This is a genomic window from Pseudoduganella sp. GW821-FHT11H04 (assembly GCF_058807935.1).
In genome coordinates this window covers 381,157-397,319 of the sequence record NZ_JBXARE010000001.1, presented here as the reverse complement: position 1 = coordinate 397,319, position 16,163 = coordinate 381,157, and the positions used below count along the sequence as shown (strand labels likewise).

At 61.8% G+C, this 16,163-nt stretch carries 17 protein-coding genes; 4 read left to right on the top strand and 13 right to left on the bottom strand.

Going from position 1 to position 16,163, the window contains the following annotated elements; genetic code table 11:
* Positions 1 to 2: 2 nt before the first annotated feature.
* From hfq to ndk, 10 genes are all read right to left on the bottom strand, one after another.
* Positions 3 to 248: an RNA chaperone Hfq gene (gene hfq / locus AC1RTP_RS01950; RefSeq protein WP_055931606.1), complete on the bottom strand. Its 246-nt coding sequence runs from the start codon at positions 246 to 248 to the stop codon at positions 3 to 5.
* A gap of 133 nt (positions 249 to 381) precedes the next feature.
* Positions 382 to 1,728 (bottom strand): ribosome biogenesis GTPase Der, encoded by a 1,347-nt coding sequence (gene der / locus AC1RTP_RS01945; RefSeq protein WP_498604323.1) that lies wholly within the window; start codon positions 1,726 to 1,728, stop codon positions 382 to 384.
* A gap of 7 nt (positions 1,729 to 1,735) precedes the next feature.
* Positions 1,736 to 2,896: an outer membrane protein assembly factor BamB gene (gene bamB, locus AC1RTP_RS01940; RefSeq protein WP_498604322.1), complete on the bottom strand. Its 1,161-nt coding sequence runs from the start codon at positions 2,894 to 2,896 to the stop codon at positions 1,736 to 1,738.
* A 4-nt stretch (positions 2,897 to 2,900) separates the two neighbouring features.
* Positions 2,901 to 3,548, bottom strand: coding sequence for a YfgM family protein (locus AC1RTP_RS01935; protein ID WP_498604321.1), 648 nt, complete (start codon positions 3,546 to 3,548; stop codon positions 2,901 to 2,903).
* Between the two features lie 24 nt (positions 3,549 to 3,572).
* A complete protein-coding gene (gene hisS / locus AC1RTP_RS01930; protein WP_498604319.1) occupies positions 3,573 to 4,916 on the bottom strand; it encodes a histidine--tRNA ligase in 1,344 nt (447 codons plus the stop codon).
* A 5-nt stretch (positions 4,917 to 4,921) separates the two neighbouring features.
* Positions 4,922 to 6,184, bottom strand: a complete 1,263-nt coding sequence (gene ispG / locus AC1RTP_RS01925; protein WP_498604318.1) for a flavodoxin-dependent (E)-4-hydroxy-3-methylbut-2-enyl-diphosphate synthase — start codon at positions 6,182 to 6,184, stop codon at positions 4,922 to 4,924.
* Positions 6,185 to 6,199: 15 nt separating this feature from the next.
* Complete coding sequence (locus tag AC1RTP_RS01920) at positions 6,200 to 7,369, bottom strand: helix-turn-helix domain-containing protein (protein WP_498604316.1); 1,170 nt, start codon at positions 7,367 to 7,369, stop codon at positions 6,200 to 6,202.
* Between the two features lie 13 nt (positions 7,370 to 7,382).
* On the bottom strand, positions 7,383 to 8,195 hold the full coding sequence (pilW, locus tag AC1RTP_RS01915) for a type IV pilus biogenesis/stability protein PilW (RefSeq protein WP_498604315.1): 813 nt from the start codon (positions 8,193 to 8,195) through the stop codon (positions 7,383 to 7,385).
* Entirely contained in the window at positions 8,195 to 9,367 is a 1,173-nt protein-coding gene (gene rlmN / locus AC1RTP_RS01910; protein ID WP_498604314.1) for a dual-specificity RNA methyltransferase RlmN, read from the bottom strand. The genes pilW and rlmN overlap by 1 nt, the downstream gene beginning before the upstream one ends.
* Before the next feature lie 95 nt (positions 9,368 to 9,462).
* Positions 9,463 to 9,888 carry a nucleoside-diphosphate kinase gene (gene ndk, locus AC1RTP_RS01905; RefSeq protein WP_498604312.1) on the bottom strand — a complete coding sequence of 142 codons (426 nt, stop codon included), beginning with the start codon at positions 9,886 to 9,888 and terminating at the stop codon, positions 9,463 to 9,465.
* Positions 9,889 to 10,102: 214 nt separating this feature from the next.
* Between ndk and AC1RTP_RS01900 the strand changes: the two genes are divergently transcribed.
* The 4 genes from AC1RTP_RS01900 (at position 10,103) to AC1RTP_RS01885 (ending at position 12,795) form a co-directional block, all read left to right on the top strand.
* Entirely contained in the window at positions 10,103 to 10,786 is a 684-nt protein-coding gene (locus tag AC1RTP_RS01900; RefSeq protein WP_498604311.1) for a Bax inhibitor-1/YccA family protein, read from the top strand.
* Between the two features lie 62 nt (positions 10,787 to 10,848).
* The gene (locus AC1RTP_RS01895; protein WP_498604310.1) at positions 10,849 to 11,817 is read left to right on the top strand and encodes a CE1 family esterase; all 969 of its coding nucleotides are present in this window, start codon (positions 10,849 to 10,851) and stop codon (positions 11,815 to 11,817) included.
* Positions 11,818 to 11,946: 129 nt separating this feature from the next.
* Complete coding sequence (locus AC1RTP_RS01890) at positions 11,947 to 12,228, top strand: hypothetical protein (RefSeq protein ID WP_498604308.1); 282 nt, start codon at positions 11,947 to 11,949, stop codon at positions 12,226 to 12,228.
* Between the two features lie 66 nt (positions 12,229 to 12,294).
* Complete coding sequence (locus tag AC1RTP_RS01885; RefSeq protein WP_498604307.1) at positions 12,295 to 12,795, top strand: hypothetical protein; 501 nt, start codon at positions 12,295 to 12,297, stop codon at positions 12,793 to 12,795.
* Here AC1RTP_RS01885 and rlmD read toward each other — a convergent pair.
* The 3 genes from rlmD to AC1RTP_RS01870 all read right to left on the bottom strand — a co-directional run bounded on the left by rlmD (position 12,792) and on the right by AC1RTP_RS01870 (position 16,153).
* Positions 12,792 to 14,132, bottom strand: a complete 1,341-nt coding sequence (rlmD, locus tag AC1RTP_RS01880) for a 23S rRNA (uracil(1939)-C(5))-methyltransferase RlmD (protein WP_498604306.1) — start codon at positions 14,130 to 14,132, stop codon at positions 12,792 to 12,794. The genes AC1RTP_RS01885 and rlmD overlap by 4 nt on opposite strands.
* A gap of 106 nt (positions 14,133 to 14,238) precedes the next feature.
* Complete coding sequence (gene rpoS, locus AC1RTP_RS01875; protein ID WP_498604305.1) at positions 14,239 to 15,252, bottom strand: RNA polymerase sigma factor RpoS; 1,014 nt, start codon at positions 15,250 to 15,252, stop codon at positions 14,239 to 14,241.
* Between the two features lie 10 nt (positions 15,253 to 15,262).
* The gene (locus tag AC1RTP_RS01870; RefSeq protein WP_498604304.1) at positions 15,263 to 16,153 is read right to left on the bottom strand and encodes a peptidoglycan DD-metalloendopeptidase family protein; all 891 of its coding nucleotides are present in this window, start codon (positions 16,151 to 16,153) and stop codon (positions 15,263 to 15,265) included.
* Between the last annotated feature and the right edge of the window lie 10 nt (positions 16,154 to 16,163).

Sequence of the window (16,163 nt, the reverse complement as noted above, 5' to 3'; positions counted from 1 at the left end):
GTTTACTCCGCTGCCTCGGAGGAGTTATCCATGTTCAGGTTCACGGCGCGGGCAGGCACCACGGTGGAAATCGCATGCTTGTACACCATCTGGGTCACGGTGTTACGCAGCAGGACCACGTATTGGTCGAAAGACTCGATATGGCCTTGCAGCTTGATGCCGTTGACCAGGTAGATCGAGACTGGAACGTGCTCTTTGCGCAGCGCGTTCAGGAATGGGTCTTGTAACAATTGCCCTTTATTGCTCATAACAGCTCCGTTTTATGTTGTTGTGTACGAATTGGAGACGCTGCGCCTGTTTTTCAAGTGCTGGGGATGCTGCTCCAAAGACACTGTACCTTGTTTTTTCGAATCTTGCAGCGTGATAAGGCTTAAGCTTAGCTTATTTGCCTTCGCGCTTGTCGAATGGATTCTTGCCATTGCGCAACTCGATGCGCAGCGGCGTGCCGACCAGCTTGAAGCTATCGCGGAAATGCTTCTCCAGATAGCGCTTGTACGGCTCGGACACCGCATCCAGGGAATTGCCGTGGATGACGATGATAGGCGGGTTCTGGCCGCCCTGGTGCGCATAGCGCATCTTCGGACGCACGCCGGCCTTGCGCTTCGGTTCCTGCTTCTCGAGTGCTTCCTGCAAGGCGCGGGTCAGCTTAGGCGTCGGCAGGTCGGCCGTGGCAGCGGCATAAGCGCTGTTCACGGACTTCATCAGCGGGCCGATGCCGGAACCGCGCAGGGCCGAAATGAAATGGGTATTGGCGAAGGACAGGAAATCCAGCTTGCGGTCCATGTCCATCTTCACCTGGTCGCGGTCGTCCGATTGCAGGCCGTCCCACTTGTTGACCGCCACCACCAGGGCGCGGCCCGTTTCCAGGATGAAGCCGGCGATGTGGGCGTCCTGCTCGGAGATGTCCTGCTGCGCATCGAGCATCAGGATCACGACGTTCGCTTCCGAGATCGACTGCAGCGTCTTCACGACCGAGAACTTCTCGATCGCTTCGAACACCTTGCCGCGGCGGCGGATACCGGCCGTGTCGATCAGGGTGTACTGGCGGCCATCGCGCTCGAACGGGATCTCGATCGAGTCGCGGGTGGTGCCCGGCATGTCGAAGGCGATCACGCGCTCTTCACCGACCAGGGTGTTGATCAGGGTCGACTTGCCCACGTTCGGGCGGCCCACCAGGGCGATCTTCACGCCGCGTTCTTGCGGCAGCAGTTCTTCCTCGTCGGCCGGACGGGAGGCGAAAGCCTTGTCCAACGCTTCCGCCACGAGGTCGTGCACGCCGTCGCCGTGGGCGCCGGAAATCGCATACGGGTCGCCCAGGCCCAGCTCATAGAAGTCCGACACGGCGGCGGTGTAGCGCATGCCTTCGGCCTTGTTCACCACGAGCAGCACCGGACGGCCGGATTTGCGCAGGAAATCGGTAATCGTCTTGTCGTGCGGGGTCATGCCCTGGCGGCCATCCACCAGGAACACCACCACGTCGGCTTCCGCCACGGCCTGCTTGGTCTGCAGGGCCATCTGGAACATGATGCCTTCCTTGGCGACCGGCTCGAAACCGCCGGTATCGATGACCAGGAACGGGCGATTGCCCACGCGGCCCTCGCCGTAGTGACGATCGCGCGTCAGGCCAGGAAGGTCCGCCACCAGCGCATCGCGCGAGCGGGTCAGTCGATTGAAAAGGGTCGATTTCCCGACGTTCGGGCGACCCACAAGTGCAATTACCGGCTTCATATTGTTTTTATTCGACCGCGATAGCGGCCACAGTCCCATTCTGGGTTTGGAAAATCACATTCGGACCGGAGAGCAGAGGCGCCGATTTGATGGCGCTGCCGTCCGTCGCGATCCGACCTAATACCGTGCCGTCTTCCCGCGACAGGAAGTGCACATAGCCATCCAGGTCGCCCACGGCCACGAAGCGGCCATAGGAAACCGGTGCCGACAAGCGGCGGTATGCCAGCTTATCGTTCTTCCATACGGAAGCGCCGTTTTCACGGGTGAACGCCTGCACGGCGCCCTTCTCATCCGACACAAAGACGAAGCGCTGGTCCACGCCCAGGCCCACGTCGGACGAAGCCGGCTTGGTCCAGCGGGCCACGCCGGTGTTCACGTCCAGGCAGCCAACCTTGCCCTGGTAGCTCACCGCGCACAGGTCCTGCTCGAACACGGATGGCGTACCGCTGATATCGGATACGCGTTCCAGTTCGGTGGCGCCGCGCGGTTCGGACAGCGGGACTTCAAAGCGCGGCACGCCGTTCGTCAGCGCCATGGCCAGGATGCGGCCCGCAGGCTGCGCCGCGACCACATTGCCGTTGGCGATCACCAGGCCCGGCATATTGCGCAGGGTCAGCGGCGGCACTACGCGCTGGATGAACCACCGCTTCTTGCCGTCGGCCGCATCGTAGGCGGTAACCTTGTTGTCCACGGTACGCACGACGACGACGTCGGTGCCTACTGCCGGAGCAGACAGGATCTCGCTCGAAGCCTGCACTTTCCACAGCTGCTTGCCGCTGCCGTCGAAGGCGATCAGCGCGCCCTTTGCGCCGCCCACGGCCAGCAGCTTGCCGTCCGGGCTGACGCCAACACCGGCGGTCAGGTCGGTGCCGGCCTTGCTGCGCCATTGCACCTTGCCGCTGGCGGCTTCCAGGCGCTCGATATTGCCGTCGGAATCGGCGACGAACACGCTGTTGTCAGCCAGTGCAGGCGTGAACACATTGGCGCCGGCCTTGCCGGTGCTGTGTTTCCACACGATGCGGGCCGGCACGCCGGACTTCAGTTCTTCCAGCTTGGCCGGCGCGAACTTGTCTTCCTTGGCGAACGGATTCAGCTTGTTCATGGTGCTGCAGCCGGAAGCCAGCGCCAGTACGCCCAGCGCGATTACGGTACGAGTGGTCGCACGCATCAGATTAAGCCTTCACTTCCGGCACGGAGCCGCCAATGGATTCGAGCTTCAGCTGGATCAGCTGGCGGCCTGGGTTGTTCTTGTCTGCTGCTTCCAGCGCGGCCCTGTAGGCGGTGCGCGCTTCTTCCAGCTTGTTCTGTGCGGCCAGGATGTCGCCCTTGCGGTCTTCAACGTCGGCCTTGAACTGCGGCAGCGCAGCGCCAGCCAGCGCCTTCAGCGCTTCGTCGTAGGCTTTCTCGTCCAGCAGCACGCCTGCCAGGCGGATGGCGGCGATGTTTTTGTGTTCGTCGTTGCCATGTGCAACCACCCATTCCAGCTGCGCCTTGGCAGACTTCAGGTCATTGGCATCGAAGAAGGACTTGGCCGCGCTCAGGGCGCCCAGCGAGGCGTAGGCCGAGCGGCCGAACTTGGTCTCGATGTCGCCGGCCACGCGCGCCACCTTGGTGTTGTCCTTGGCGTTGACTGCGTTCTGCAGTTCATCGAACAGCACGGAGGCTTGCGCCGCCTGGGTGCGCTGGTAGTAATTCCAGCCGTTCCAGCCCGAATAAGCGGCCAGGCCTGCAATCACCACCCAGGTGGACAGGTTGCCGTACTTGGACCACCACTCTTTGAGGGTAGCAATCTGTTCTTGTTCTTCGAGATCGTATGCCATGTTTCAGTCTGCCTGTTTTCTTGATTAATGGTGGTGGTGATGGTCATGGTCGTGGTCACAATCGTCTCCGCATGTGATCTGGTCCACGACATAATCTACGACGCCTTCAAACGCGACGGTCTGCTGCTGGCCCTCGCCTTCTTCAGCGCGCATCGCCTTAACGACGGCGGTGTTGTTGGCCACTTCGTCTTCGCCGATGATGACTGCGAAGGTTGCGCCGGTGCCGTCGGCTTTTTTCATTTGCGACTTGAAGCTGCCGGCGCCGTTGGTGCCGCCGCAGTGCAGGATCACATCCAGGCCGGCGTCGCGCAGGCGCTCGCCGATGATGAAGGCTTGCATGCGCGCCGCTTCGCCCTGGTGCACCAGGTAGACGTCGCACTGGCGCGGGGCGGCGGTGTCGCCGGCGCCTTTCATCAGTTCGATCAGGCGTTCGATGCCCATGGCGAAACCGACCGCCGGGGTTGGCTTGCCGCCGAACATTTCGATCAGCGGGTCGTAACGGCCGCCGGCGCAGACGGTGCCCTGCGCGCCCAGTTCATCGGTTACCCATTCGAACACGGTGCGGTTGTAGTAGTCGATGCCGCGCACCAGGCGGGTGTTGACGGTGTACTGGATTGCGTTGGCGTCCAGGATCTTCTTCACGCCTTCGAAGTGGGCCAGCGATTCTTCGCCCAGGTAGTCCAGCAGCTTCGGCGCGCTGTTGACGATGCCTTGCAGGGCCGGATTCTTGGTGTCCAGGATGCGCAGGGGATTGGTGTGCAGGCGGCGCTTGGCGTCTGCATCCAGGTGCTCTTCGTGCTGTTCCAGGTAGGCGATCAGGTCGACGCGGTGGCGTGCGCGCTCCTCGGCGTCGCCGATGGAGTTGATTTCGAGGCGGATGTTTTCCAGGCCCAGGTCATCCCACAGGCGGCGGCACATCGCGATCATTTCGGCGTCCACGTCCGGGCCGGTGAAGCCCACGGCTTCGGCGCCGAACTGGTGGAACTGGCGGTAGCGGCCGCGCTGCGGCTTCTCATGACGGAACATCGGACCCTTGTACCACAGGCGCTTAGGGCCTTCGTACACCAGGTTATGCTCCAGCACGGCGCGCACCACGCCTGCGGTGCCTTCCGGGCGCAGGGTCAGCTTGTCGCCATTCATGGAGTCTTCAAAGGAGTACATTTCCTTCTCGACGATGTCGGTCACGGCGCCGATGGCGCGCGAGAACAGGCGGGTTTCTTCCACGATCGGGGTACGGATCTGCTGGAAGCCGTAGCTCTGCACCACGGACTGCGCGGTGTTCTCGAAGATCTCCCACAAGTGGGCGTCAGCCGGCAGGAGATCGTTCATCCCCTTGATGGCTGTGATTTTGTCTGCTTTATTGGACATATTCTTTATGCGGCTTTGCTATAGTTTTTCTGTACGTAGTCGAGCACAATCGCCTGGAATTCTTCAACGATATTATCGCCGCGCAGGGTCGCTACTTTCTGGCCGTCGACGAAGACCGGAGCGGCCGGCGATTCGCCAGTGCCCGGCAGGCTGATGCCGATATTGGCGTGCTTCGATTCACCCGGGCCGTTGACGATGCAGCCCATCACGGCCACGTTCATCGCCTCCACGCCCGGGAAGGTCTTTTTCCATTCCGGCATCTGCTCGCGCAGGTAGCTCTGGATATCGTCCGCCAGTTCCTGGAACACGGTGGACGTGGTGCGGCCGCAGCCCGGGCACGCAATCACCATCGGGGTGAACTTGCGCAAGCCCATGGTCTGCAGGATTTCCTGGCCCACCACCACTTCCTTGGTGCGGTCGCCGCCCGGTTCCGGGGTCAGCGAAATGCGGATGGTGTCGCCGATGCCTTCTTGCAGCAGCACCGACAGCGCGGCGGTCGAAGCCACGATGCCCTTGCTGCCCATGCCCGCCTCGGTCAAGCCCAAGTGCAGCGGATAGTCGCAGCGCTTGCCCAGTTCGCGGTACACCGCGATCAGGTCCTGCACGCCGGAGACTTTGCACGACAGGATGATCTTGTCGCGGGCCAGGCCCAGTTCTTCGGCGCGCACCGCGTTTTCAATCGCGGAGGTGATCAGCGCCTCATACATCACGGCTTGCGCGGTCCATGGATTTTCGCGTGCCGCGTTTTCATCCATGATGCGCGCCAGCAGCGCCTGGTCCAGCGAGCCCCAGTTGACGCCGATACGTACCGGCTTGTCGTACTTGGCCGCCACTTCGATCATTTGCGCGAACTGCGTGTCGCGCTTGGCGCCCTTGCCCACATTGCCCGGGTTGATGCGGTACTTCGACAGCGCAGCGGCGCAATCCGGGTACTCGGTCAGCAGGGTGTGGCCGTTGTAGTGGAAGTCGCCCACCAGCGGCACGTCGATGCCCATCTTGTCCAGCTGGTCGCGGATGTAAGGTACAGCGGCCGCCGACTCAGGACGGTCCACCGTCAGGCGTACCAGCTCGGAACCGGCGCGCGCCAGTTCCTTGATCTGGATAGCCGTCCCCACCGCATCGGCGGTGTCGGTATTGGTCATCGACTGCACTACCACCGGCGCGTCGCCGCCGACCCAGATCTTGCGCTCGCTGTGCTGCACCAGCACGCTGCGGCTGGCGCGGCGCGCCAGTGGTCCGGAAGGGATCGGGTTGTTCGAAGAAGACATGCTTGGCTACTCTTATTACTTGATGTTCACGAGGGCGTACGACTTGCCCGGACCTTGCGTCAGTTCCAGCTTGCCGCCGGCCAGGTTGGCGCTTACCCCGCTTGGCTTGCCGACGATCAGTACGTCATCCGCACGCACGTTGAAGGTTTCCGTGCCGCCGGCCCGCACCATGCGCGAAATCAGCTTTGGCTGACCGGCGCGGCGGATCTCGACCCAAGAATCTTCCTTCACGTTCAGCACCAGCTTACCGCCGGCATTGCCGACGGCTGGCGCCTGGCCTGCAACGGCGGCCGGTGCTGCTGGCGCAGGCGCTGGCGTTGCGGCCGGCGTGGCGCCTGGAGCGGCGCTGCTCGCCGGCTTGACCGGGATCAGGCCGGGCGAAGCCGGCGCAGTATTCGCTGGCACGGTCGCTACCGCCGGCGCGCCGCCCACGGTAGGCCCGGCGCGGTCAGCCGGCGCAACAACCGCCGCCGCGCCTGGCGCTGCGGCAGGAGCAGTGCCCTGCGCTGCGCCCGCGGCGGCAGCGCCGCCGGCTGGCTCGCCAGGCACACCCGCGCCCGGCACGGTAACCTGGGCGCCACTACCCGGTTGCGGAGGCACGGAAATCAGCGGCACATTTGGCGACTGGACCGGCGCCTCGACAGGCTGCCCCCCCGGCTGCGCAACCACCACGGGAGGCACAGCTTCAGGCGCGGATACAGGCGAACCAATGCCCACGCGCGACGGCAAGTTCAGCGACGACAACAAGCCGAACTGCCAAGCCGCAGCGCCGCCTGCCAGCGCCAGGACGGCCACGCCGGCAATGATGGCGCCCATCGGCTTGCCGCTATTCCGTTCAGTCAAAGTCGGGAAACGCGATTCCTGGAACGACGCCGTCACCCTGGTCGGACGCACGGTTGCATCCGCATGGCCTACAGCGCCCTCCACTTCCACCATGGCTACCAGCGGCGCCGGGTCCAGGCGCACAGCCTTGGCGTAGGCGCGGATAAAGCCGCGCGTCACCGCGCGGTTTGGCAACGCATCGAAATCACCGCGCTCAATCGCCAGCACCTGGCGCGAGGCCAGTTTCAGCTGGTCGGCAATCTGTTCAACCGACAAGCCCATGGCTTCGCGTGCCGCCGCCAATGCCACGCCGGGCGCGGTAGCATGCTGCTGGCTGGTCGGCTTGTCCTGCTCAGAATCCATTCGTTCCCCGTTCTCACTCATCAAACGCCCCACGTTGATACGCTGCGTACTCCGGCGAATCGGCGTGATGTCGCCGCAGCTGGGTCGCAAAACCCTGCTCCATGCCCTGGTCGCCCATCTTGTGCTGCACCTTGATCGACAGCCACAGCACGTCGGCCGGCAAGGCATCCAGTTTCGCTACCTTATGCAGTTGCTGGATGAAGAAGCTGGCGCGCGGATAATCGCGCTGCGCATAGTACACCTTGGCCAGGCCAATATTCGTTTCCGGCACTTCCGGCGCAATTTTCAGCGCCTGCAGCAGGTAACGTTCGGCCAGGTCATTGTTCTTGTCCTTCAGCGCGCAGGAGCCGGCATTGTTCAAGGCGCCCGCAGGCGACTGGTAATTGCGATTCGCCAGTGCTGCGTCAAAGTGCTTGAACGACTCTTTGACACGGCCGTTCTGGCACAGGAAGGAGCCGTAATTATTGTTCAGGTCTGGATCGTTCGGCGCCAGCTTCAGTGCTTGCAGGAAGTTGTCGTTCGCCCGCTCCTTCTCGCCCATCCGCATATAGATGATGGCGCGCAGACTGTAGCCGTTGGCGTTCTGCGGATCGGCGGCGATCGCCTTCTTCACTTCATCGAGCGCCACCGGATAATTGGCCTGCTCAAAATAGCCGCTCGCCAACTGCATGCGAATCTCGGCGCGTTTTTGCGCTGACGTCTGGTCGGAAGCGGTTTTCAGCTCTTCTTTGCCACTAGGGCCCTCGCCAGTCGCGCAGCCCGCCAAACAGCCGGCCAACGCAACCGCGGCCAGGCACTTGAAGCGGCGCTGGGCGAAATCGGTCATCAGGAACGAATCTCCACAATCTTGCCGAAATCGGCGCCGTACTTCTTTTGATACTCGGACATCTTCTCCATCCGTTCAGCCACGCGGGTGCGGTCTTTCACTTCGCCCGCCAGCTGGCCGCAAGCCGCGTCGATATCATCGCCGCGGGTCTTACGGATGGTGGTTACGATGCCCGCATTCATCAGAATTTCAGCAAAAGCCTTGATGCGCGGGTTCTTGGAGCGCAGCAGGCCCGATTCCGGGAAGGGGTTGAAAGGAATAAGGTTGAACTTGCAGTTGACGCCAACCACCGGGTCGTTCACCAGCGCGATCAGCTCGCGCGCGTGTTCGTCCGTGTCGTTGTAATTATCGAGCATGCAGTACTCGAATGTGATGAAGTCGCGCGGCGCGAACTCCAGATAGCGCTTGCACGCCGCCAGCAGTTCCTTCAGCGGGTACTTCTTGTTCAGCGGGACCAGTTCATCGCGCAGCTTGTCATTGGAGGCGTGCAGCGATACCGCCAGCGCCACCGGCACGTCTTGCGACAGCTTGTCGATATTCGGCACCACGCCCGAGGTGGACAGGGTCACGCGGCGGCGCGACAGGCCGTAAGCGTTATCGTCCAGCATCAGCTTGAGCGCGGTGGCGGTTGGCCCGTAATTCAGCAGCGGTTCGCCCATGCCCATCATCACCACGTTGGTGATCTGGCGCTCGCCTTTCGGGCCGGGTTCGATGCCTTTGGTTTGGCGCAGCGCGAATTCGGCCATCCACAGCTGGCCAATGATTTCGCCCACGGTCAGGTTGCGGTTGAAGCCTTGCTTGCCGGTCGAGCAGAAACGGCAATTCACGGCGCAACCGGCCTGGGTAGAGATGCACAGCGTGCCGCGGTTTTCTTCCGGGATAAACACGGTTTCCACGGCATTGCCATTACCAACGTCCACCAGCCATTTGCGGGTGCCGTCGGTGGAAGTGTGGTCGCTGATGACGGTCGGCGCCACGATGTGGGCGCGCGTCTTCAGCTTCTCGCGCAGGGACTTGGCCAGGTCGGTCATGCTGTCAAAGTCGGACGCACCGAATTGGTGGATCCAGCGCTGCAGCTGTTTGGCACGGAAAGGCTTCTCCCCCAGCTCGGCGCAGTAGGCGACTAGTTGTTCCGGATCGAAATCCAGCAGATTGGTGAGAGATGTTTCCATGCTTTTTTACTCAATTTCAAAAACGGCTTTGCCCCGGACCGAGGGACCGGGGCAAAAGCAATACTACTTTACTTCAATACTACCGCTAGGGGAAATTAACGGGAGTAAACGTTCAGTGCTGGGAAGTAGTAGGCAATTTCCACAGCAGCGGTTTCAGCGGCGTCGGAGCCGTGAACAGCGTTAGCGTCGATGGAGTCAGCGAAATCAGCACGGATGGTGCCTTTTTCTGCCTTCTTCGGGTCGGTAGCGCCCATCAGGTCGCGGTTTTTCAGGATCGCGCCTTCGCCTTCCAGAACCTGGATCATCACAGGACCGGAGATCATGAAGTCAACCAGATCCTTGAAGAAAGGACGAGCAGCGTGCACAGCGTAGAAGCCTTCGGCTTCAGCGCGGGACAGCTGGGTCATGCGGGCAGCGATCACTTTCAGGCCTGCGCCTTCGAAACGGCTGTAGATCTGGCCGATCACGTTCTTGGCTACTGCGTCAGGTTTGATGATCGACAGGGTGCGTTCGATTGCCATTATGAAAAACTCCAATAAAAAGAAAGGTTTAAAACAAGAAATTAGATTCCCGATCAACCCTAGATTTTAACATAGTTCACTCTATATGCCCATGGAAACGCTAGTACAGAACTTCTACGGGCATCCCTTACGTAAATTTAAGGGTTTCCTAAGGGAGAAAGTCCACATCCAGTCAGCGGCATGCTATGCTTTTTGGTAAAGGAGGCATTTAACTATGCAAAACGTACATCAATTCGGTAGTGCAGTCGCGACCGACAACGCGCTGATCCGCAACCGCGTGCTGCGCAACACTTACTGGCTGCTGGCACTGTCGATGATCCCGACCGTGCTGGGCGCCGCCATCGGCGTCATGTTCGGCGTGCCGATCCCGCGCGGCTTCATGGGCGCCCTGCTGTTCCTGGGTATCGCTTTCGGCTTCTTCTACGCCATTGAGAAGAACAAGAATTCCGGACTGGGCGTCGCCCTGCTGTTGGGCTTCACCTTCTTCATGGGCCTGATGCTGACGCCGCTTCTGCAGCGCACCCTGGGCTTCGCCAACGGCGGCAGCCTGATCATGACTGCCTTCGGCGGCACAGCGGCTGTGTTTGCAGGCCTGGCCAGTTACGCCACCGTGTCCAAGCGCGATTTCTCGATGATGGGCAAATGGCTGTTCGCCGCTGTGATCATCCTGATGCTGGCTTCGATCGCCAACATCTTCCTGGGCATGAGCGCGCTGTCGATCGTGATCTCGGTGCTGGTGATCGCCGTCTTCTCGGCCTACATCCTGTTCGACGTGCAGCAGATCGTGAACGGCGGCGAGACCAATTACGTCTCCGCCACCCTGGCCCTGTATCTGGACGTGTATAACATCTTCACCGCCCTGCTGAACCTGCTGGGCCTGGCCGGCGACCGCGAATAAGCGCTCACCGTGCCTCCCCCGAAAGCCGGCCTCAGCGCCGGCTTTTTTGTTACCATCGTTTCATGAAAGCCCTGCCCCTCGGCGCCATCGCCGCCATCGCCGCCGTGCTGCCTTGCGCCTTGCACGCAGCCACCATCACTTCCGCCGACATACAGCGCCCCAACGGCGCCCGCCACTATCTGCTGGCGGAACCGCAGCAGCCGGCAGCCGGCAAGCGACCGCTGGTGCTGGTGCTGCATGGGCACATGGGCTCGGCCAACCTGGTCTTTGGCCGCGAGCGCCTGCGGGATCCTTTACAGCAATGGCTGGCCATCGCCGACCGCGAGCAAGTGCTGGTCATCGCGCCGGACGGCGTCAAGGGCAGCGACCACAAGACCGGTTGGAACGATTGCCGCGCCGACGCCACGACCAGCCCCAAGACCGACGACGTTGGCTTCCTCTCCGCACTGATCGACAAGGCGATCGCCGACCATAACGCGGACCCTTCGCGCATTTATGTCATGGGCATGTCGAATGGCGGCGGCATGACTTACCGCCTTGGCGTGGAAATCGGGCAGCGCCTGGCAGGCATCGCCGCCATGGCCGCAGTTTGGCCCGCCAGGAGCCTATGCCCCGCGCCAAGTGCGCCATTGCCTGTTATGGTCATTCACGGCACGGCCGACAAGATCGTGCCTTACGGCGGCGGCGACATAGGCGGCCGCATGCTGCATGGCCGCGGCGTCTCGCTCTCCGTGGAACAGACCCTGGCCCTCTGGCGCAAGCTGGACCACCTGCCGGATGCCGTCACGCAGGATGCCGCCCTGCCCCATCGCAAGGAGTCAGGCGACACCTCCGCCCACCGCTACGTCTGGGGCAGCGATCCGCAAGGCATGCAAGTGGAATTGATCAAGGTCGACAAAGGCGGCCACAGCGAGCCGAGCATCCAGTTCCGCATGCAATGGATCGCTGACTTCCTGCTTGGCGCGCAGAATGCCGACTTTGAATCGGCCGAGGAAGCCTGGCGCTTCTTCCGCGACAAGCGCCGCCAATAATCACCTGTGGCGCACCTTTGCGCCACCTCGATCCGCATCCGCACGGTTGGCGAAACACTATGGCATTGCCACCCGCCGGAGCCTATCTTGGAAGCGGATTCCCCCGATCACGAAGAACGCATTCGAAAAATGGAACAGAAATTGCCTGACCTCGCTTGCGAAATCAGATTGCTTGGCGTCGAATTGCGCGCTGAAATTGCGGCCGCCATCGCAACTGCAATTTCGCAATCCGAAGAGCGCATGCGCGCCTATGTCGACACCCGCCTCGCGGAACTCGAGCAACGGCTCACGGCGCGCATTGTCGCGCTCGAGCAAGGCCAGCGCTGGATCATCGGGCTGCTGATCGCCATCTTGCTCGGCATGGTTGGCTTGGCAAGCAGCATGGCAACCCTGCTTTCCCGGCTTGCCTAGCTAAGATCAGCAGCGCGCTTGCATTGTTGCTAAACTGGCGATCCTTGCAACCCATTCATTGAAAACATGCGTCGCAAACTGATCGCCCTGATGTTCTGCCTCGCTGGCGCCGCGCGCGCGGCAGACACCCCAATCCTTGATGAAGACATGGCCACTTTCTTCTCTGGCCACTGGACCGGCGCTGGCGCCTTCAGCAATGGCAAGAAGATTGAAGCCGACACGGATTTCCAGCGCGAGCTGGATGGCCAATGGCTGTTGTACCGCCACACGGACAAGGCGCCCAACAGCTATAAGGCGCTCGGCATGTGGGGTGTGGAAAAGTCCTCGGGAAAGCTGATCATGACAGTCAGCGATAACTTCGGGGGCGCGCGCCGCTTCGAAAGCAGCGGCTGGAATGGCGGGAAAGTCGAATTCGTCAAAGTCGGCGCCCCCGTCGCTCCCGGTGCACGCCAGGAGCGTTTTATCTTCGAACGCAAAGCGCCGAACCGCTTCCGCATGACCTACGAGTGGAGCCCCGACGGCAGCAGCTGGAAGCTCGGCGACTATATCGACTTCGAACGCGCTTAAACGAGGTCGAAAACCGCCATCGATTCAACGTGGGAGGTGTGCGGGAACATATTCATCACACCCGCTTGCGACATGCGATAGCCGGCACGGTGCACCAGCACGCCGGCGTCGCGCGCCAGGGTCGACGGCGAGCAAGATACGTAGACAAGGCGCTTCGGCAGCATGTCCGGATTGCTCTCCTTCAGTTCCGCCAGCGCCAGCGACAGGGCCATCGCGCCATCGCGCGGCGGGTCGATCAGCATGCGGTCAAACTTGCCCAGGGCGATCAGGTCGTCCTTGGTGATCTCGAACAGGTTACGGCACTGGAAGGTGGTGTGGCCATCGACGCCGTTCACCTTGGCGTTGGCCAGCGCACGCTCGGTCAGCGCAGTCGAACCTTCAATACCCACCACTTCGCGCGCCATCGTCGCCAGCGGCAGCGTGAAGTTGCCCAGGCCGCAGAACAGGTCGGCCACGCGTTCATCCTTCTGCACGTCCAGCAGGCGCAGCGCCTTGTGCACCAGCACGCGGTTGATGTGGTGGTTCACCTGGGTGAAGTCGGTCGGCTTGAACGGCATCTTGATGCCGAATTCCGGCAGCGTGTAATACAGTTCCTTGTCGGCCGGGTAGAACGGATACGCGGTGTCCGGGCCCTTAGGCTGCAGCCACCACTGGATCTTGTATTTGTCGGCGAAGGCTTTCAGCTTGTCTTCGTCGCCCGCCCCCAGCGGCACCATATTGCGCATCACGAGCACGGTGTTGTCTTCGCCCACGGCCAGTTCAAGCTGCGGCACTTTATCGAAGATGGTCAGCGAGTGGATCAGGGCGCGCAGCGGCATCATCATGTCCGACACGTGCTTAGGCAGGATCTGGCAGCTCTGGATATCGGCAACGAAGACCGATTTCTTTTCGTGGAAGCCGACCAGCACGGTACCCTTCTTGGCAACGTAGCGCGAGGACAGGCGCGCGCGGTAGCGATAACCCCAGGTTGGGCCGTACATCGGGCGCATCATGGTGTCGGACTTGACCTTGGACAGGTGCCACAGGTTGTCTTCCAGTACGCGCTGCTTGATCGCCACCTGGGCCGAAGCGTCCAGGTGCTGCATGGAGCAGCCGCCGCAAATCTCGAAGTGCTCGCACTTCGGCTTGACGCGCATCGACGATTCCTTGTGCAGGGCGGTCATGCGGCCCTGCTCCCAGTTTTTCTTCTTGCGCAGCAGCTCGAAGCTGACCTGCTCACCCGGCAGCGCGCCTTCGATGAAAACGACCTTGCCCGGCGAGCCGTCTTCGTTCTCGATGTGGCCAACGCCACGGGCATCCATGTCCAGGGATTTGATTTCGACGATGTTGTCTTGCATAGCGATTAAGGTTGCAGCCGGCGCGTTGCGCGCCCAAAGCCCGCTATGATACCAAAACCCGGTAGGTCTGGGTCAGACCCGAGGGTCTGACCCAGACCTACCGGGTTCAGAGCAGCGAATCGCGGACCACGCCGCGTGCCGCCATGGCGCGTTTCAGCTTGACCAGCGCCTCCTGCTGGATCTGGCGTACCCGCTCCCGCGTCACGCCCATCTCCTCGGCCAGGGTCTCCAGCGTGGCCGGATCATCGTTGTCCAGCCCAAAGCGCCGCATGATCACAATGCGCTGCTTGTCCGGCAGCTTGGTCAGCCAGTCACGCACCAGCACTGTCATTTCGTGATGCTCCGCGCGGGCATCCGGCGAATCCTCCGAATCCCCCGGCAGCATATCCATCAGCGAAGACTGCGGATCGTTATCCAGCGGCGCATCGAGCGAGGTGGCATGTTCGGACAAGGCCAGGATATCCTGCACCTCCTCCACCGGCCGCCCCACCAGGTCGGCGATATCCTCCGCCGTGGCATCCTTGCCGTTGTGGTGCTGCGCCTCCAGGTGATATTTACCGCGCAGGATCTGGTTCAATTCGCGCACCATGTGCACAGGCAAGCGCACCGTGCGCGCCTGGTTCATGATTGCGCGCTCGATGCTCTGGCGGATCCACCATGTGGCATAAGTCGAAAAACGGAAACCGCGCTCGGGCTCGAACTTGTCGATGGCGCGCATCAGGCCGATATTGCCCTCCTCGATCATGTCGAGCAGGACCACGCCGCGGTTGATGTAATGCTTGGCGATCGACACCACCAGCCGAAGGTTATGCTCGATCATGGTCTGGCGGGCGGAGAAATCGCCCTGCTTGGCCAGTGTCGCGAAATGCACTTCCTGCGGCGCCGTCAGCAAGGGACGGGTGCCAATCTGGTTCAGGTAATGCTGGGTGGTGTCGGTGGAGAGTTCCGCCGCGAGCACTTTTTTCAGCTCGTCGACGGTTTCCAGGACGGCGCTGCTGCCTTCAACCGCAACCTCGCCGTCCGGTTCCATGGAATCGACCGCTACTTCATCGATCGGCTCGTCCGGGAATTCCTCAGGAATCGAGTCGTCTTCCAGTTGGTCATTCGGCGAGCGTGTCATGGGTGCTTATCTAGCGGTTAGGCAGGAATTTCGATGGATCCACCGGCTTGCCCTGCTGCCTTATCTCAAAGTGCAGCTTGACCGTGTCGGTATCGGAGTCCCCCATTTCAGCAATTGCCTGCCCCCTGCGCACCTCCTGGCCTTCCTTCACGAGGATGGCCCGGTTGTGGGCATAGGCCGACAACAGGCTGTTACTGTGCTTCACAATGACGAGATTACCATATCCGCGGATGCCGCTACCGGCATACATCACTTTTCCTCGTTCGGCAGCCAACACTTGTTGTCCGGCGCGGCCGGCGATGTCGATACCTTTGTTCTTACCCTCGTCGAATTGGGCCACTACACGCCCGTCGGACGGCCAGGTCCAGGCCAGGTCTCGGTCTTCGGCGCTCATGGACACTGCCGGCGCCGGCGCCGGTGCTGGGGCCAGGCTGGCCATCAGCGCTGGTTTTTCGGCGCGCTCGTCGGATTTCTGCAGCTCCGCCACGGCAGTCTCGGAATATGGGCGTTTTTCACCCTTCGGCGTAGTCTTGCGCGGCGGCGGCGGGGTCTTTTCGATCTGCGGCGGCATCGGCACGGCGGAGGTCTGCACGCCTTCCGGCGGCGACAGGCGCAGCACCTGGTCGACCTTGATGTCATCCGGGTTCGCGATATTGTTCCAGGCCGCCAGTTCGCGGTAGTTCAGGCCGCGGTCGAATGCGATGCGGATCAGGGTGTCGCCCTTGTGGACGGTGTATTGGCCTTCCTTGTCTTTCGGCTCCTCGGCCGGAGCGACCTTGACCGCCGCCGCAGGTTGCGGGACCGAGCGGTCTTCGATCGGGGCCTGGGTCGGCACGGACGGACATCCGGTCAGCAGGACCATCGAAGCCGCGATGAGTAATAGGGAATATTTCTTCGTCATTCTATAAGTC